A 19,093-nucleotide genomic window follows, 5' to 3' on the forward strand; every position below is an offset into this window, starting at 1 on the left:
CTTAAAACTTATAATGAAAGGACAGGCCGTAGGCATTTTTCTCTGGATCAAATTTTGGACGAATGGAAAATTGCGGATCAAGAAATTTGATGGTCTGGGCCCGGTTATATTTGTGCGCTGAGGAAATTGCACCGTAAACATTGCCGGCATAAAACCCTGCTCCCACAAAACCGATTACACCGGCCAGGGCTGGATTGTCATTATCATACGCGCTATAGGCCGCATAGATCAGGCCGGTATTCAATAAGAAACTGACAAGGGCATCCTTGTATCTTTCGCAATACAGAAACCCGCCCCCGGGGATAAGGGAAAAAAGTCCGGCAAGGGTAGGATTCTTCTGGGGTGACGTCTCTGCCTTAACAATCAAATCAAGATATTGATCCGTATGATACTTTTCTGCACCAGGCCTGGATATTTTTGACAAATAGTCCCGGGCAGGGCCAAGGGAAGACGCATTTCCATTCCTGACCTCTTCAAGATGTATGAGTGCCAGGTTAAAATAAATTCTGTCTATGGTTTCCCTGTCTTCTGCAAGTTTGAGATAATTTTGCAGGACAATTTGCGCATACCCGATATTCCCCAAGTTCAAAAATGCCTTGCTCTGGTAAAAACTGGATTCTTTTGTAATCTCGTTGTCTTTGTCTTTTAGGATCATCTCATTGAATATTTGTGCTGCTTCATGAAATTTTTTTAAATTAAACAAGCAAACCCCGATCTTGAATTGTGCCTGATCCTTCTGGTTGCTGTCAGGGAAAAAATAAATAAATCTTTTGAACTCAACCATGGCTGTCTCATAGTCCTTTTCAACAAAGAGCTTTTCCGCATACCCATACTGATTACCAGATGTGATAACTATTTGTTTCTCAAGGGTAAAACCATTGCCTGGCCGTATGATCAGAAGGCCGAATATAAGGAACACTGTCAGCAGGTATTGATATTTCATTTTTTTCTTTCTTTTTCAAACCACCAGAAATCATTGGAATCCACAGGATCATGTACGAATGTATGTCCTTTGATAATAACGGCCTTTGACAGCTCCACCTCATTCCGGCCGCAGCGGACAAGCCGGTCACAGGCCATAACCCAGCCGATAACCGGTCCATGTTTTTCAATGGCCTGGGAGGCATAAGCCGAACAGGAAGGATACATGGGGCATCTATTTCCGTCTATGGCCGATATGTGGTCCTGATAAAATTTGATGAATATATTTTCAGCCCGGGCAACCGGAATTGCACAAAACAAGATCAGAAATACGATCATTGTAAAAAAAAAATTATTATTCCTGGGTAACACGAAGTACCTCTTCAATGGATGTAATCCCCTTGATCACCTTTGACATGCCATCCTGACGCAGTGTTATCATGCCATATTTTAAGGCAGCCTCTTTAATCTGGTTGGAATCAGATGTTTCCAAAACAAGACTTTTTAATCCCTCACCCATGAGCATGACTTCAAAGATTGCTTCCCTGCCCAGATACCCTGTATTAAAACACTTTGAACACCCCTGGGGTTTATATACATATTTACCGACAAATTCCTCCCCGGCGCCGTTCAGGGTTTTGATATGGGAGGTCTCAAGCTGGTATTCCTGCTTACACTCGTGGCAGAGCAACCGCACCAGACGCTGGGCAATCACCGCATTCACAGAGGATGATATGAGATAGGGTTCCACCCCCAGATCCACAAGCCTTGTGATGGCACCGGCAGAATCATTGGTATGCAGGGTTGAAAAAACAAGGTGACCAGTAAGAGCAGATTGAATGGCAATCTCTGCAGTTTCTTTATCCCTGATTTCGCCAATCAGCACAATATCCGGGTCCTGCCTGACAATGGACCGTAATCCCCGTGCAAAGGTGACCCCGGTTTTTGCATTCACCTGAATCTGGCCAATCCCTTTAAGATTATACTCCACAGGATCCTCTATGGTGATAATATTTTTATCAGGAGAGTTGATCTCTGACAGTGCGGAATAAAGGGTGGTCGTTTTTCCACTTCCCGTAGGGCCTGTGACAAGGACGATACCGTTATTCTGCCGGATAATTTTATTTATCAGCCCGACATTTTCATGGGAAATTCCAAACTCTGAAAACTGAAGAAAATATCCTGACTTGTTCAGCAGTCTCATGACCAGGCGTTCGCCATAGGTTGTGGGAACCGTTGAGATACGAATATCAATTTCCTGATCTCCGATTCGGACCTGAGCCCTTCCATCCTGGGGAACTCTCTTCTCGGCAATATTCATCTTTGCCATGACCTTAATTCTCGATATCAGGGACGCCTGTACCCCCTTGGGGGGAGTGAGCATTTCATAAAGGATGCCGTCTATCCGGTATCTGACCTTTAGAACATCTTGGAACGGCTCAATGTGAATATCGCTGGCCATGGCTTTGACAGCCTGGGAGATCATATGGTTCACAAGCCTTATGACCGGGGCGTCACTTGTGTCATCCAGCAGGTCTGCGGTCTGCTCGTTATCATCGATGATGGTAAATCCATCATCTTCCATGTCCTCAACAAGTTGTTGAGCGCTTTCTCCCGCTCGATCATAGAGCGCATTAACCGCCGACAAAATCTGATTTCGGGGTGCTAACACCAGGGAATAAACATCAAGATTAAGAAGGACTGCAATATCATCAACCAACCCAAGATCTGCAGGATCATTAATGGCAATGGTTGAGCCACCTTCTTTTTTGGCCAAAGGCGCCATGCAGACTTTTTTTAAAAATTGCCGTGAAACCATTGCGGTCCAGTCATCCCTGACATTCTCCATGGAAAGCACTGGCGTAAAGGGAATGGCGTAAAGAATGCTTAAGGATTCAAGAATTTCATTTTCCAGGACAAGTTTTGTCTCAATGACAGACTCAACCAGTCTGAACGGGTCTTTTACATAGGCATTTCTGATTTTCTCACAATTTTCATTGGACAAAGATGCCTTTTGGGCCATTATATTTAAAAATTCATCAATCATTGGGAATCGTCGGCTCTTTATCTTTTTGTTCCTTCTCTCGTTTACCAAATTTATTCAGTTTGTCATACAAAGTGACCTCTCCCTTTTGAATGTGTTTTTTCATTTTTTTGTTTTTCTCATTATAAATTCTTTCTGCCTCCAACGGATTTTTAACAACTCGGGGGGTTATAAAAACATACAGGTTGGTATCTTCTTTTCCTTCAGACAGGGATTTAAAAGCCCAGCCCAGTAAAGGAATATTTCCAAGGCAGGGTGCCTGGCCTTTCGATTTTGTGACCGTTTCACCAATAAGGCCTCCGATGACGACACTATTGGAATCTTCCACAATTATCGTTGTTTCAATCTGGCGTTTAAAGGTGGTGGGTCTATCCGTGGCTTCTGTATTTGCAGAATCAAGCACGGTCATCTCTTGAAAAACCTTCAATTTTACCAATCGGTCTTTGCTGATCTGGGGGGTTATTTTAAGCGTGACCCCCACATCTTTGTATTCATAGGAACTATAGGTTTCAACGGAAGATTCGGCGGCGGATCTTGTCTGATAGGGAACATTTTTACCAACGGTAATGGTGGCTTCCTCATTTTCCATCGTTAACAGCTGGGGGGTGGAAATGATATTAAAATCCGTATCGTTCTGGTAGGCCTGAACAACTGCCTGGATATCGGTAAAGGTCACACCGCCGATACTGAAGGCATTCCCCAAAACCCCAACGGCAAACCCCTTGGGAAGTGCACCGCCAGCAAGTCCCGGAAGATTGGAATAGCCACTGTCACCGGTGCCGCCGAATCCCCCCAAAATAACGTTTTCGTTGGCGTCCTGGGCTGTTTTCCATTCAGTTCCTATGTTCAGCCCCCGTGTGACATTTACCTCCATGATCAGACATTCGATATAAACCATTGCCCTTGGAATATCCAGTTTATTGATGACCTCTTCCAATACCGGATAATCCTCCTTGTCCGCCATGATGATAAGGCTGTTGGTTGCGTTGTCCGCCATTATTTTCACTTTTTGGGACAAAATCGGTGCTGTTTTCTGGCCCGTCACTGCCTTTTTTGTATCCGTGGTGGGGATTTCCAATAACACTTTCACAAGATCTTCAGCATTTGCATGCTCAAGATAATAGACCCGGATCTTTTCCTCGCCTTTGGGGACCTCCTGATCCAGCAGCACAATCAATTTGGTAACCCTGTCGGTTTCCACCTTGCTTGCCAGCAGAATAATCGAATTTGTTCTTTCATCCGCAACAAACTTCACAATCATATCTGGATCCTGCTTCCCCTTTGACCCCCGTACCCGGGCCGTAAAAATCGAAGAAAGACTTTGAACCATTTTTTTTGCATCTGCAAATTTTACCGGGACCACAGATATAATTTTCCCGATACTCTGGACATCAATCTCATCGATAATTCTTAAAAGTCTGTCAATGCTTGAACTCGTTGCCGTTATGATAAGCATATTGGTATCCCGGTATGACAGGACAACACTTCCCTTGGCGACCAGGGGGGTAAATAAATTTTTCAGGTCATCAGAGCTTGCATATTCAAGGGGAATAATCCGTGTTACGATTTTATCGTCAAGGGTCCCGGGTTTCCCGGGTCCTGTCGCCACTCTGGTATCAATATTATCGGACTTTGCCTTGGGCGTGGGAACGATTTTGATAATCGTTCCTGACTCGACCGTGGAAAATCCATTGATATCAAGCACCGACTCAAAAACTTTATAGGCATTTTTTATGGATATCTTTGTCGGGGATATGATGGTCACATTCCCCTTAACCCGACTGTCCACAACAAAATTTTTGCCTGTCAGTTTGCTCATAAATTTGATCAATACGTTAATATCTACATTGTTAAAATCGATGGATACAAACTGTGAATCTGAATCGGCCTTTTCTGCAGATGGTTGTCCCAAAGATTGGGCAGCAAAACCGTTAAAGGGAAAATTCAGGAATGCTGTATAAAAAACAGCCAAAATCAAAATTGGAAATGCCAACTTTCTGCTACACAACATGATCATTGTTCTCCTTTGTTTTCCCCATTTTCAAACCTTTCTTCACTTTCAACTCTTTCTTCACTTTCCTCTGGGCTAGCAGCAATAGAATACCGACCGTTTTTGACCTGATAAAACAATTCTTTTATTTTTCCCCGTCTAAATACGGTAACTTTGGCATTCTCTGCTTCCTGTATTTCAGAATAAAGGTTTGAAGCGTCTTCGCCGGATAAAATTTCCGTCCCATTAATATCCTTGATGATATCACCATTCCTGAGCCCTATCTGCCTGAAGACTGAATTGGGCCTTATCCCATAGACCATGAGTCCGTCGGGTTCACCTTCCATAAAGTGGGGTCTCATTTTAACCTGTTTCATCAGGGTATTCATATCGTTGGAAGGATCATCCATATTCCCTTTATTACCGAATACGGTATTGGAACTTATTTTTTGGGGGGGCTTTCTATATGCCGAAACACTTTTGTTGTCTGTCTCCATTTCAAGGACCTGGTCTTTTCCCTCATAGTTCAAAATCACTTGATGGCGTAAAATATTTGTCACCTTTGCCCCCTGAACTGAATCCCCGACTTCATACAAGGCCTGCTGCCTTACTTTTTTATCTTCAATCACAGCATATACCTGCCCCTCACCTGTCACTGTTCCCCATAAAACCAACTTAAGGGTTGTGACCTCCAGTTTTTCAGGCTCTTTATTCTCTGGTTCCTGTTTGTCAGAAGATTCTTTTTTTTCAATGTCTGCCTTGAAAATATTTCTCTCAACAATGCTGTCATATTGATTCTTGCCGGGGTTGAATTCTGCCTGCCGGGGGCCTATATTTTTTGAGCTGGTTCCTAAAGAATACTTCCCAACCGGGATAAAATTTTCAGGCAGCACATTTTTATATATAATATCCACACAAAAATATGCAATCATTGCAACCAGAAACATGTTTATGATGGTAAATACGTATTTCATATCCCTATTTTCGGATTTTCCAGCAGTCCATTTATCGTAAATTTTATCCCGTCTTTTTGAATATTTTTGGCCACAGACTTTATGGCTGCCATATTTGCAAATTTTGCCAGATATGGCGAATCCGGCTGTATGACACCGGTAAGATTCAGTCTGCTTTTTTGTACCGGAAAAACAATCTCCATTTGCCCCTTAAGTTTTACATTAATAATGGGTCCCCTGGCTGTACACTGTTCAATCGTCACTCTTTGAGGATGCTGAATGAATTCAAGTTTAATTTCGGAAAAATCGACCTGGGGAAGACTTAAGTGATTAAACAGGGAATTCTTCATTTTTGCAGAAAAATGTCGAACTAAGAGGATTCCACGGCCGGAATCTGTTTTGTCCCCGGATTCCGTCTGTTTGTATTCCCCATTTAATTCACACCCCAGAGTAATATCAGCTATCTTTGTCGTATACTTGAAATCACTTATTTTTACCCCTGCCATAACGGCATCGGCATCTGAAAACATGAAAGGATCCATACTGTTTAAGCGCAGATGGCCTTTAACCGAACCCTGGTAAAAATCAGATTCAAATTGTATTGATTTTTTTTCGTTAAAGATTGAAGCAGGGCTGAACGAAATTTCAAAGGATTCCGGTACAATTTGTGTCCTCTGATTTATATCCTGGCCTTCAATTTCCTGGCCTATAAATAATTTTATCTTTTCAAGCTTTAATTTAAAAGGAAAAACGGGTTTGACAGTGTCAATGCTCAATTGTAAATTTTTGCTTTTAAATGACTGAGACAGATAGGTGGCCGCTTCTTTGCCAGGAAATAACAGAGACGCAAAAACAAAGAATGCTGCCAAGAAAAAAAAGATATACAACAAAATGGATTTAGGCTTCATATTATGCCTTGTCCTTGATCATGATGGTTTGCGTTTCAATAACCGCATCCAGCAGCCGGTTTTCTTTTCCTGCCTTTGATAGCGACAGGGATGTTATAATCACACCGTTTTTTGATGATTCGATGTGATACAGAAAATTAACCAGTTCTTTTAAATATACTTCCTTGAGCTTTACCTTGACGGTTGCAAGCGTATGCAAAGAATTTTCAATCTTTTTTGTAAATGGCTTCATATATTCCACATTCTCTTTCACACCGCTTTGTTGTGCCTGGGAATCTAAAAAAGAAAAAAGGGAGAACTCTTTTTTCCTGTCGGCCAGGGCTTGGGATTTTGTATCAAAACTATTGGAAACTGCCAAGAACTGCTGCCGGAGCAAACCCATTTCCTCTAAAGCCGCCTTCTTTTCATTTAATATTCGGGTGAGATTATCCCGTTTATCTAGAACAGCGACAACACCAAACTGGTATCCAAAGAACAGAACCACAAAGGTAATCCCCAACATTAATACGTTTATTTCACGTCTAGAAAAATCGGGCATCATAATACCTTACATTTCTATAATAAATTTAAAGTTAACCCTGTTGTCTTTTTTGTCCGCTGCCGCACTGCTGATACTTACTCGTTCAAATAAATCCGAGGATTCTATTTTGCTTTTAATATTGTCTACGTTATTAAAATTATCAGTTGATCCTGAAAGAACCAGGCGCCCGTTATTGAATAAAAATCTGGAGGTCTCCATATCTATTGAAGAAGAAATTGTCTTTGAAAGCTCAGCCATGATTACCACCAGTTTAAAATCTTTATTTTTGATAAGTCGATCTTCATCCCCTGTTGTACCTGATTTCTTAATTGCCTCCCGAACATTTGCCTTCATCTGAAGATATGGGTCCTGAACCTTTTTTTTATCAGGAAAGGTTGCCATAAAAATGGAGACGGCCTTGTTATCAATGGCAGCTATCTGTTCGTTCAATTTTGAGTTATCAAGCCCAAAGCTTACCATAAACAAAGTAAAACCAATAACAAAAAGAGCAACACCGGCTGCAATGTTGGGAAGATATGTCTTTACAAAAGAGTTTGAGCCATACTGCCCTTGACAAAAATTGAACAGATATTTTACCCGTTTATCCGGTGACATCGTTAACCATTGCGCAGTGGCATCTGTTTTTACTCTTGATCCGGTCTGATATTTTGTTTTTAGAACTGTATAAATATGGTCTGCCGCAGGATTATCCCCATCAGAATTAACAAAGATATCAAACAAAATATCAGACCCTGTTCTCTGGTTGAACCCCATGATGGTCTGTTTAACGCAAACCGAAAACTCTTCAGAAGAGTATTGGGAAGTCAAGAAAGTCCTCACTGCACTGGGTTTTCGGTTGTGCACCAGCACAAGGGTAATCTCAAAATCGGCAACATGCAGCAAGGCAAATGTTGAAATATCTTTATGTTCTCTTAAAAAACCGATTGCAGCGGCATATCCGGAAGGCGTCACAAGCAAAAGCTTAATACCGAAACTGCCCAGCTTTAAAAAATATTTTTCAACCGTGGCTTCAACAATGGAGGCACTCAAAATTAGGTTTGATGCTTTGTCAGCCGTCAGCAGATGAAAATCTGAAATATAGGCCTGGCTGATCACCGGCAACAGGGGTTCAAGCTCAAAGGTCAGGATCTGTTTGATTTTTTTTTCGGAATCAAACGGAAGAGCAATATTTCTGAAACATACCAAAAGCGGGGATACAAAAATGATGGCAGTTGAACATGCCTGAAGATCGATCTGCTGGGCAACCATATCCATGCCGGCAGCAAAGGGGTCCGGGTTTTCTTCAGAATCAGGAAGATCTTCATACAGGACATGACACTCGTCTTTAATCAATGCCTGTTTATAACCAGACTCAATCATCATGGCTTTTATGCCGAGCATATCAATTTCAAGACCTAAAAAACATCCTGCCATAAATTATTTCCTTTATTTTCTTTCCATCTGGATGATTCTAAACATCCACTTTCCAGACGCTTTGTGCTTTTCCTTTTTCAAAACCGCAACGAGTTCTGTTATTGTATCATTTTTTTGAGCTCGGCATTCTACTTTAAAAACATCGCTAACATAGGTTATGGAACGATCCAACTGGTCTTGTTCCTTTTTAGACAATGCTATAACCCTTTTATACCATCCCTTGTCAAGTGCGTTTACAAAAACATCACCCTCTTCACTCTTCTGCTCCCTGTAATCTGCAAGATCCTGGGCAAATGCTTCCATCCCTTCCGGAAGAAGCCCGGCCAGAACATCAACGCCTGCTGTATTAATGTTCACCCTTCCAGAATACCGGTACCCCCCCCCTTTGCTTTTTTCTCTGTCCAGGCCGTATATGGTAAAGATATCACCGAGTTCAAGCTCATTGGATTCCAGATCATCCGCCGGTTCATCAGCCAGATCATCATCTGGGTCCAGGCCTTCTGTTTTTAATAAATCCTTTGAAATCCCTTTCACATTCAACAGTTCATCAATATGATTAAAGGGCCCGTTGACACAAACATAGGGAGGATCAAGGTCCAGATAATAATCTGATTCTGCTCCTGAAATCCCTGTGACGGCATCATCATCATTGGAGTCTATCCAGTCTTTTACGCAATTAATAATCTCGGCAGGATCTCTTTCATCAATTGATTTATCATTTGAAAACCTGGGCCTGAAAAAATTTTCCCAGATCCTTCTTTGGTCAGCATTGAGCTGATTTCCAGGAAATTCATCGATTAATGCATTCACTTGAACTTTGGAGAATTCATCTATAATTTTTATGGTAAGGGTATCCTTTCCCAAATTTAATTCATTTACAGCCTGTGACAACTTGTCGGGGTCTGCCCAGGTTTCCTGGACCGTATCAAGATCGCTCTTTGCGGCATCTTCAACAAGTATCAGAATTGCAAGATTTATGCCGGACAATGCCAGTTGCTCGGCATTAAATTGATCTTTTTCTACCAGCGTCACCATGACGGAATCACCCACAAATTTTCCCAGCTGCAGGGCAGCAGCCAATAGAATCGCAACGATTGCAAGTGTCACCACGAGGGCAACCCCTCGTTCATTATGAACGAGGCTATTCAATGGGGCCCCTTCCTGAAACCATGGAAATGGAAGTTTCAAATACCTGCCGGCTTTCTCCTGAGCCAAGGGTAATTTTCAAGTCGATACTTGTTGGGAAGGTATATTTAAACTCCTGATCATCTGAATTCCAATACTGGTGCTCATCCCCGTTAAAATCCGTGTATACAAGTTCAAACCCGGAAATGTCCCTGCACAGCACCGGATTTGCACAAGATTCCATTTCTTCTGGAAAAGGCAACAAAAAATCCGCCCGATAAAGATCATATGTATTGTTTTGGTTTTCCTTTAAATAATAAGCGATTCTTGCAGCGCCAGCTCTTTGATCCGTGCCAAGCATTGCATGGGCAAGGGAGGTGAACACCACGGATGAGAAAACAGTCTGTCCCATTGCTTGCTCTTGTCCAATAAAGCTGTATGGGTCTGGATCGGAATTAAATTCAGGTTTTTTATATCGCGGTGGCTGCAGAACCACCAATGATTCAAGATCCATATTGATTCTTTTCAAGACATTTCTTATTTTTTCGCCATGTGTCACGTCGTCCTTAACGTATTCGCTTGAAATGATAAATGCCTTAAAAGAAGAAAAAAGGGTTGAAATAACAATGGAAAAAATCAGAATGGAAACAAGGACCTCCACAAGGGTAAACCCCTTGCATCTGCACTGTATTGATCTATTCTTTACCGGCCTATTCAATTACAAACCTCCAGGTACTGACTTTATATGTCCTTTGCCCGGACAGATCTGTGATTTCTATATCAATCTTTTTAAATTGTTTAGCGGTCTCCTCATCGATAAAATCAATTTCTTCAAACGCTGAATCTGAAATCTCACAGCTCCATTTAATCCCTGGAAAAGTTTCTCCGAAATCGCCTTCAGACTCAGACCAGTCAGCAAGATCCCTTTCCATTCTTGATAGCAGCTGCTGTGCCAATGCCGGGGCTGTACTGTTAAATTTGCCAGCGATTGCCAGCCGGATGGTGCCCGATTGCATTTTGAAAAGAGAGGTCAAAATCAAGGCGATTATGGACACACTGATCATAACCTCCAAAAGAGTGAATCCCTTTTCATTTGAGGCTGATATCATAATCTTAGATGCAGTCTTCAAGGTAAACATGTTTGTTCAGAAGTTGAACCTGGGCGAGGAACGGCTCTATTTTCAAGGTTATGTTTTTTTCCTCCTGGATGAGATGAATCAGTGCAAAGTCAGAATAGCCCTGCTTCCTGAAACGGATTTCGATGTTCCCTGTTTCCCTGGTACCGGGAAATTCAACATCTACAATATCAATCTTGTCTGAAAAAGAGACGCCTTTTTCCTTTGCCGCCTCCCTTGCCGCATCGTCCATGTCGTCATGGGTTACCCACAACCTTCCCGATCCAGGATCCATGTGCATCAGATAATCAACATTCTGTTTAACCGCCCGCTTTTTCAAATCATTTACTAAACGGACGATATTGCCTACCTGACTTGCAGAGTCGTAAAACAGGACAATATCTCTAAAAACAGGGAATGAAAACAATAGAAGGGTTGCGACGATGCTGATAACAACAATCAGCTCAATCAAAGTGAAACCTGATATTTTTTTATGCCTATTCAAGCTCCCAGCTGTTGACATCTTTATTTTTACCCTCTCCTCCGGGAGCCCCGTCAGCGCCATAGGAAATGATATCATACTCATCGTGAACACCGGGTGAAAGATAAAGATACTCCCTGCCCCAGGGGTCTTTGGGCATCCTTGCCTTTGCCAGGTATCCTTTTTCTTTCCAGTTCAAAGGAATGGGTTCAGACGACGGTTTTTCAATCAAGGCCGACAATCCCTGCTCTGTCGATGGATAATGGCCATTATCAAGGCTGTACAGTTTAAGACTTGTTTCAATGGCAGCGATGTCCACCTTTGCTTTGACCGCTTTTGCGTCATCTGTTCGGCCCATGAACCTGGGGGCGATATAAGTCGCCAGAATACCCAGGATGACAACAACAACCATGAGCTCAAGAAATGAAAATCCTTTTTCATTGGTAATACTGAAATATTGTTTATCATCCATATTTTTCATACTAATTAAGTCCTGTGATTTTTTTGAATTAATAAACTTTTTATTTGATTACTTAAATGTCTTAGCATTATTATTGTTTCAAGTAAAGGGCTGAGATATGACGTCCGATCGGCACGGAATCCCTTAACATGAAAGGTTCCGGACCGATGAGACCACAGTGTGTTTCTTATCAGTGAAACATAATCGCGCCCTGGTTTCAAAAAAATGGCTGCTGGCATCCTCTATACCGAATATGCTATAATAAATATTCTTTTATGGGTTATCAAAGGATTATTACCATGAAAAAAAATATCATAAGGTTCCTCACCATATTCATATCCATTTTATTCATGCATGGATTTTCCCAGGCATCATATCTGAGTATTTCCAAGGATAAAATGACATTGAATTCAGACAGGGTACCCTTGCAAGTGCTACTGAAACAGCTTATCAGAAGAGGTATCAAAGTTAAAATTGATCCTGAAATCAACCCAAAAATCAGTGCCGATTTTAAGGATAAAGAGATTCAAGCAGCACTTTCCGATATCCTCAAGGGATATGATCATGCCCTCATATGGACCCGGGATAACGACAAGCCCCCCAGACTCTCAGAAATTGTCATATTCAGACCCGGTAAAATAACCAAAGCCCTTCCCATGAAACAGCCGAAAAACCTTCAGATTGAAAAAAATCCAAACACCAATGCGCTCCAGGTAAAAAACAAAATTCTGACGGCCTTTAAAAATTCTGTGCCACACCCCCATCTAAAACAACTGCTTTCAAAACTTGGGGCAACCATCCAAATGGTCAATAAGGATCTGGGTGTTTACCAAATTACCCTGCCTGATTCTGCTGATCTCCAGGAAGTGATTGATCTTTTAAGGAAGGACAGCCATGTCGGCGCAATAGAGCCGGACTATGCCTATAGGGCTTCAGAAAACGTAAGATACAATGGCCTTGGGGAGAACAGCATCCATGATCCAGCGCCTGACACCATTGAAACATCCTTTTCTGTGGCAGTTCTTGATACCGGCCTCATGGAGCAGTATACCGGCAACAGCTTCAACCATGCCGCCTTTGATGCGCTTTCTCCGGAAACGTCCATTTCCGATTCAGTCGGCCACGGTACCCAGATGGCATTGATCGCATCGGGACAAATTCATCCCATGGGAACATCTTCAGGCCAGTTTTCAAATCCTGTCATATCTGTTCGGGCATTTGATGACAATGGATTTACCTCCAACTCAATTTTAATGAAAAGCATTGATTATGCCCTTGAAAACGGGGCAAAGGTGTTAAGTCTAAGCTGGAGTTCAGAGACAAAAAGTAGTTTTCTTGAATCTGCAATGAATTATGCCAGATCCAGAGGACTGATTATCGTTGCTGCAGCAGGGAACAGCCCCACGGGCAAACCCGTCTATCCCGCCGGATACGACTCGGTTATCTCAGTGTCGGCACTTGCGCCGGACGGGAACGCCTGGAAACAGTCAAACTACGGTGATTTTGTGGATATTGCTGCCCCTGGATTTGCCAGCCTGCCCGTGGGAAATAAGGGTGATCCCGGCACCTATGCCGGAACCTCCATCTCAACCGCCTATATTGCCGGTAAACTTGCCGCATATTTAAGAAAAAACCCTGGTGTCAAAACCATTGACACCAGGGAATTGTTTCACTAAAAACCGTTTCCAAACCTTAGGATATCAGATGACTACTCGTTCCATCCAAATCCGGCTGCAAACGCCTCAAGCGTAATTTCAGCTGTTTGCGAAGCAAGCTGCCCTGCAAACATAGCCAGATCCCTGCCATCAACCACACCGTCATTGTCCATATCACCGGTTATGTAGGGGTAAATATGAAAAGGGTCATATGTAAAGAAATGGCCCGGGCTGTTTATACTGGTATCAGAATCTGAATCATAGGCTCTGACAAACCATTTGTAGGTCTGCCCATGCACCAGACCCCTCAAATCCCAGAAGGAGGCATAGAGATCCGTGAGATCAGGAATTGTGCCCGAGACAAAAAATTCTTTTGACCCGTCAAGACTCCGGATGCGGACCCTGTATTTCTGTCCGTTCACACCTTCCGGAAGTGTCCAGAAAAAGTGCATGGCTCCGTTTTCATAGATCCTCGAACTCATGGTGCCCTCGGCCACCGGCGTCAGAACAACTGATGACAGGGTATAGGTGTGGGTCTCAGAATAACCGCCACCAAACGCAAGCATGAGGGTGTATTCTCCGTCCAGAATTGAACCCGGATTGTAAAATCCACTCCAGCCATTAAGCCTTCGTGACTCAGTGGACATATCAAACCAGTCCCTGTCAAGATCAAACTCGTAGGGGATAAAGTCATCCGGACCAGCCACCCGGGCGCTGATCACATTATTCCTTGATCCCGGCCGCGTATTAAAATACAGGGCAATCTTATCCTCGGGTGAAGGACCTGTTCCCTGGGATTTAGCTGCTTCAAACCATTTGGCACGGTTTTCAAGGGCCGACGGATCATAGGTCAGTTGAACAGATTCGCTCTTCCGGCATGCGGAATACGGGTCATTCATGTCAAAGGCACGAACCTGCCAGGTATATGCTTCACCCGGCACAAGACATCTAAGATCTTCGGCAGACACACTCAGACTGTTACCGGTAAACATACCGGACCTGTAATATCGATCCCCGCCCTGGTAAACCCTGACCTGGTATCTTTTGGTCGTATCCGGGTTGATCCATGAAAAATCAATGCTCCCGTCGGGATTGACCGTATGATTCATGGTCCCTGATTCCACTGCCGCAAGGCTGATCGGAACGATTGTCTGGGTATAGGATTCGCTTGCACCATCCTTGAATGCCACTGTCAGGGTGTAGGTTCCATAATCAAACACATCGGTAAAATCATGGGCCCAGCAAACCAAATAGCTGCACTCATTGAGCCATTCCAATATATCATTCTGGATATCAAACGCATAGGTAAACCCATTGGGACCTGACAAGCCGGCGCTTTTTACCAGGTGAGCAAACCCGGGATGAACATCAAAGGCGCTACTCAATTCACCGTTATATACAGCAACTTCACCCCATGCAATCCGGTTCACATCTTTAGCAAGCCTAAAATCAATATCCGGGGTATCTGCTTCTGCCGTTACCTTTACAGATGTGGCAAGATCCCAGTCATAGGTTTCATCATAAAATTCATCTCTATAATTTTTCTGGTCACAGGAAGGACAGGCATTGATACGATAGGTTCCTGCCGGGAGTCCATCAATGGTGTAGGATCCGTCTGCTGCCGTATTGACACCGTTCATCCACGCATTGGTTACAAAATCCGCTACATACACATAGAGATTTTCTATGGGCCGATCCTGCTCGTCCCATATGGACCCTGAAACCGATCCGCCGGGAGAAAGGTCAAAATTCTTCTGGGTATCTTCCCCAACGATCACCACGACATTGTCCGCATTGGCACAATCAAGCTCACCGCCCGCCGCTGTCCAGTATTCACGGATGAAATTTAAGTCTGGATTGCAGTTTGGATCAGCGTTTACTGCATAGGTTCCCGCAGGAACGGTAAAACTGTAATAACCATTTTCATCGGTACCTCTTCCATTAATATGATTTCCACAATTTATACCATGGGCATTGACGCACACATTAAATAGATCCTGACCGTCTCCGCTTACATTACCAACAATTTTCCCCCCTTTTTGGGGTGTAAAATTAATATTTGTCTGCCCCGGTGTGATCGGATCAGAATATTCTTCATCCACATAATAGGTTTCACCAGAATTCAGATAAACACGATAATATTCCGATGACGGTGCCGGTAATCCTATTATCGAATAATTACCAGTGTCATCGGTATTTGCCCCGCCAAGATAAACACCTGCCTGCTCGTCATTTACCTGTACCCATATTCCTGGAACGGGATTACCTGAGTCATCCAGCACCTTTCCCGAAACCATATAACCGGTTTCCAACTGAAAATTAATGTTCCCGCTCTCTTGTTGAACAACAATTTCAACCCGCACAGCATCATTGCAGTCCTGGGTCTTATTTACATTATCAAACCATTCACCCACATAATTCTGGTCATTGCATTCAGGACAGGCATAAACATAAACGGGTCCTTCTGGAAGGCTGTTGATGACATACTGGCCATTGCTGTCAGTATTTGCTTGACTGTACTGAAAACTGTTTCCGCAGGATGCTGATTTCACCTGTACATGCACCCCTGGAATAGGGTCATCGTTGCTGTCCGTTATGGTTCCTGATACAGAACCTGCAGCAGCAAGGTCAAAATCAATATCGGAGATGACCTGATTCAGCTCGACAGTCAAAGGAGTTGCATCACTGCAGTCCAGAGTGCCGTCAGATCCGTCATAATATTCACCCACATAATTCTTCCCATTGCAATCCGGACAGGCTCGAATAATGCTGTCCCCTTCCGGGATACCGGTTATGGTATACTTCCCTTTTTCATCCGTATCAGCACCACTGAGCCAGATTCCGCTGCAGCCGGCAGACTGTGCATACACGTGAATTCCTTGAAGCAAATTACCATCCTTGTCCTTTACAATACCGGAAACCCCTCCGGCCGACTCAAGTTCAAAATCAATGCCCGACCGGTCCTCATCGGGCTGTACATTCAAATTCTGTGCATCATTGCATTCTACCGAACCTGGATTTTCTGTTCCGGTCCACCATTCATTTGTAAACATGAACTCATCACACCGAGAACAGGCCTCGACATATACATCCCCTGGCGGCATCTCAATCATTGTGTAATTTCCGTTGGAATCGGTTCGTGCGCCGCCGAGCCATGTTCCGCCGCATCCATTGTCAAAGGCATGAACCCATAACCCTATAATGGGATTTTCAAGGGAGTCCGTCACCCGGCCGGACACCGTCACCCCCTTGTTTGGATCGGATTCGCCTATGTCCAGATCCACACGGCCGTTTTGATTACTATCCTCCTCACCATCCAGAAGGCTGTCTCTGTCGGTATCTGGGTCAGCAGGATTTGTGGTGGTGGCAGGGTCGTAATCGGGGATAAAGTCTGAATCCGCATAGGCCGGCAACTGGGCAGTGGTAAGCCCTATCTCGGTACCATCCTTTACACCATCCTGGTCTGTATCGGGATTTTTCGGATCGGTCTCATTAAAATCAACTCTGCCGTTAATATTCTTATCTTCATTCCCGTCCATGATGCCATCTCCATCCATATCTCCGTCCAGTGGGTTGAACAGCATCCTGATTTCATCAAAATTTGAAAGAGTGTCCGTGTCGGAATCAACGACACCGCCAACCAGTAACTGGTCACACCGGGCCATCATGGTCCCCCCGGCACCGGAATAGGCATATACCCTGGAAGTTACCCCCCGATAAGGATCATTTGCGTCATAGGCCGGGCCTGGAATCTCATAGATCAGGGTCTGGGTATCCGAATTTGTTAAATCGGTAATGGTATATATCATCTGCCTGCCGGTGATATTGATGGAAAGCCGGTATGGCTTATCCGCATCAATGGGGAAGGCATCAAAGGTTCCAAAAGCAAAATCAGCCCACTGTTCATGATCACCATAATCAGCCACCTGGGGCACAAGGGCCTTGCCCATGGAATAACCTGCCCGCATGGAATAATCGTCACCGGCTTCGTTATAGGTCCGGTCAATGTAAATCTGGGCCCAGACATCTCCTTTCTCTCCGTCATACTCCCTGCCACTGCCATACCCCAGTTCATCATTATAAAAGTTGCCTTCCAACCGGAACCGTCCCTTTGATCCAACTGAAATCAGGCTTGCGGAATCAATTTTAACATCCACTGCCATATGGGCAAAGAAAATCGGTGTCTGGAGCCTCACCGTCTCCGTGGCTCCCCTGGAATCGGCCATAAAAACAGCGCTGTTGTTTTCCATGACCTTGACAATTTCATTGGCTCCCCACCTTAAAGGATCAAGGGCAGTCCCGGAAAAATTATCATGCAAGCCTCCGTTCAAATAGACATTATCAAATTGTGCAAAGACATGACACAGCCCCGGGCTATCGTCAAATGTGGTGATGCCCGTGATCAGCTCTGGACCGGAAAAAAGATACGCCGGACCTTTAAAGGAAGGCAAATTTTCGGCAACCGCAGTATTGAGTAAAACACCCCCGGCATCATAAACATTGAAGGTTACAGAATCTGCTGATGGATCATATAAAATCTCAAGCTGGTACCAGGTATTCTCCTGGGCACCCCCGGGAATAACAATGCTTTCGTTAAAAATCCACTGCCATTCATTTCCCTGGCTGTTCATGCTCTGTTGAATGATTCCTGAAAATCCGAAATTCCCATTTAGCTTTACCAAATAAAGGCCTGCCTGCAGATCCCCACCAGCGTCATCGGGAGTTGCAGACGCAGTATTGTACAGCATGGTTTCAATGCTTGCAGAAACAGCATTCCAGCCGTCCAGCCCGTCTGAAATACTTTCAACCATGACATCGACCTTGAATTGGATGACCGGCTCTGTTGTGTTGATCCTTGCAGCATTACGCTCATACCGGTTAGAACTTCTGATGCCGGAGAAAAAGGTCCCATTCCTGACCCGTCTGATTTGCTCAAGTGAGCTCCATTTATCGGCATCAAACAGGCCTGATGCATTGGTAAAATCATCATAGAGCTGATAGGCGCCTGTTCCGGCATAGATGGTTGCGATATCAATATCAATTGCAATGATATCCGTGGTTCCAATAGCCACCAGGCCGGCGTGTCCCCCCAGGACATCTCCGAGCTCAGGCCAGTCAAGGACAGTATCTCCATGAACCGAAGAATTGTTCGCATCATAAAAAGCGACGACAATAACGTTTTCCGGCGGGGCATCCCCCAGATCAATGGTATAGGCACCCGGTGCCGCCAATTGAGTCGAACCCACCATATTTTCCGGATCTGCATCTTCAGCATCAAAGACACCGATATAGATCAGGCCTTCTGACCCCGGGTCAAATCCAGGGCAGGTGATATCGCCTGAAATACTCAGGGCCTGTGCATTTGATAAAAAAAGCGTCCAGAACAACATCTGTGTGAAAAAAAACTTAAAACAATACCGGAGGAACCTGTTTTCCATGATTCTTAACTCCCTGTCTGTAAGTTATAACCATTATGTTCACTCAATT

Annotated in this window: 15 protein-coding genes; 1 reads left to right on the top strand and 14 read right to left on the bottom strand. The window is 43.9% G+C overall.

All coding sequences use genetic code 11. The features are described 5' to 3' along the window. Position 1: 1 nt before the first annotated feature. The 13 genes from ACZ45G_RS17130 to gspG all read right to left on the bottom strand — a co-directional run bounded on the left by ACZ45G_RS17130 (position 2) and on the right by gspG (position 11,972). Positions 2-943: a tetratricopeptide repeat protein gene (locus tag ACZ45G_RS17130; protein WP_464171698.1), complete on the bottom strand. Its 942-nt coding sequence runs from the start codon at positions 941-943 to the stop codon at positions 2-4. After that, on the bottom strand, positions 940-1,293 hold the full coding sequence (gene yidD / locus ACZ45G_RS17135) for a membrane protein insertion efficiency factor YidD (protein WP_464171699.1): 354 nt from the start codon (positions 1,291-1,293) through the stop codon (positions 940-942). The genes ACZ45G_RS17130 and yidD overlap by 4 nt, the downstream gene beginning before the upstream one ends. Further along, positions 1,277-2,968, bottom strand: a complete 1,692-nt coding sequence (gspE, locus tag ACZ45G_RS17140) for a type II secretion system ATPase GspE (RefSeq protein ID WP_464171700.1) — start codon at positions 2,966-2,968, stop codon at positions 1,277-1,279. The genes yidD and gspE overlap by 17 nt, the downstream gene beginning before the upstream one ends. Next, a complete protein-coding gene (gspD, locus tag ACZ45G_RS17145; protein WP_464171701.1) occupies positions 2,961-4,976 on the bottom strand; it encodes a type II secretion system secretin GspD in 2,016 nt (671 codons plus the stop codon). The genes gspE and gspD overlap by 8 nt, the downstream gene beginning before the upstream one ends. A gap of 2 nt (positions 4,977-4,978) precedes the next feature. Further along, a complete protein-coding gene (gene gspC / locus ACZ45G_RS17150; RefSeq protein WP_464171702.1) occupies positions 4,979-5,929 on the bottom strand; it encodes a type II secretion system protein GspC in 951 nt (316 codons plus the stop codon). After that, entirely contained in the window at positions 5,926-6,816 is an 891-nt protein-coding gene (gene gspN, locus ACZ45G_RS17155) for a type II secretion system protein GspN (RefSeq protein ID WP_464171703.1), read from the bottom strand. Before gspN ends, gspC begins: the two co-directional genes overlap by 4 nt. 1 nt (position 6,817) lies before the next feature. Further along, positions 6,818-7,300, bottom strand: coding sequence for a hypothetical protein (locus ACZ45G_RS17160; RefSeq protein WP_464171704.1), 483 nt, complete (start codon positions 7,298-7,300; stop codon positions 6,818-6,820). A gap of 63 nt (positions 7,301-7,363) precedes the next feature. After that, positions 7,364-8,770 carry a hypothetical protein gene (locus ACZ45G_RS17165; RefSeq protein WP_464171705.1) on the bottom strand — a complete coding sequence of 469 codons (1,407 nt, stop codon included), beginning with the start codon at positions 8,768-8,770 and terminating at the stop codon, positions 7,364-7,366. A 12-nt stretch (positions 8,771-8,782) separates the two neighbouring features. Continuing rightward, complete coding sequence (locus ACZ45G_RS17170; protein WP_464171706.1) at positions 8,783-9,919, bottom strand: type II secretion system minor pseudopilin; 1,137 nt, start codon at positions 9,917-9,919, stop codon at positions 8,783-8,785. Continuing rightward, positions 9,912-10,613, bottom strand: a complete 702-nt coding sequence (locus ACZ45G_RS17175; protein ID WP_464171707.1) for a PulJ/GspJ family protein — start codon at positions 10,611-10,613, stop codon at positions 9,912-9,914. Before ACZ45G_RS17175 ends, ACZ45G_RS17170 begins: the two co-directional genes overlap by 8 nt. Beyond that, a complete protein-coding gene (locus ACZ45G_RS17180; RefSeq protein WP_464171708.1) occupies positions 10,606-11,034 on the bottom strand; it encodes a type IV pilus modification PilV family protein in 429 nt (142 codons plus the stop codon). Before ACZ45G_RS17180 ends, ACZ45G_RS17175 begins: the two co-directional genes overlap by 8 nt. Beyond that, positions 11,009-11,596: a pilus assembly FimT family protein gene (locus ACZ45G_RS17185; protein WP_464171709.1), complete on the bottom strand. Its 588-nt coding sequence runs from the start codon at positions 11,594-11,596 to the stop codon at positions 11,009-11,011. The genes ACZ45G_RS17180 and ACZ45G_RS17185 overlap by 26 nt, the downstream gene beginning before the upstream one ends. Then, positions 11,508-11,972 carry a type II secretion system major pseudopilin GspG gene (gene gspG, locus ACZ45G_RS17190; RefSeq protein WP_464171710.1) on the bottom strand — a complete coding sequence of 155 codons (465 nt, stop codon included), beginning with the start codon at positions 11,970-11,972 and terminating at the stop codon, positions 11,508-11,510. The genes ACZ45G_RS17185 and gspG overlap by 89 nt, the downstream gene beginning before the upstream one ends. 278 nt (positions 11,973-12,250) lie before the next feature. Between gspG and ACZ45G_RS17195 the strand changes: the two genes are divergently transcribed. Further along, positions 12,251-13,627 carry a S8 family peptidase gene (locus ACZ45G_RS17195; protein WP_464171711.1) on the top strand — a complete coding sequence of 459 codons (1,377 nt, stop codon included), beginning with the start codon at positions 12,251-12,253 and terminating at the stop codon, positions 13,625-13,627. Between the two features lie 32 nt (positions 13,628-13,659). On the opposite strand, the gene ACZ45G_RS17200 is transcribed toward ACZ45G_RS17195, so the two are convergent. After that, entirely contained in the window at positions 13,660-19,044 is a 5,385-nt protein-coding gene (locus ACZ45G_RS17200) for a carboxypeptidase regulatory-like domain-containing protein (protein WP_464171712.1), read from the bottom strand. Positions 19,045-19,093: the final 49 nt, after the last annotated feature.

The organism is Desulfoconvexum algidum, from assembly GCF_055382125.1.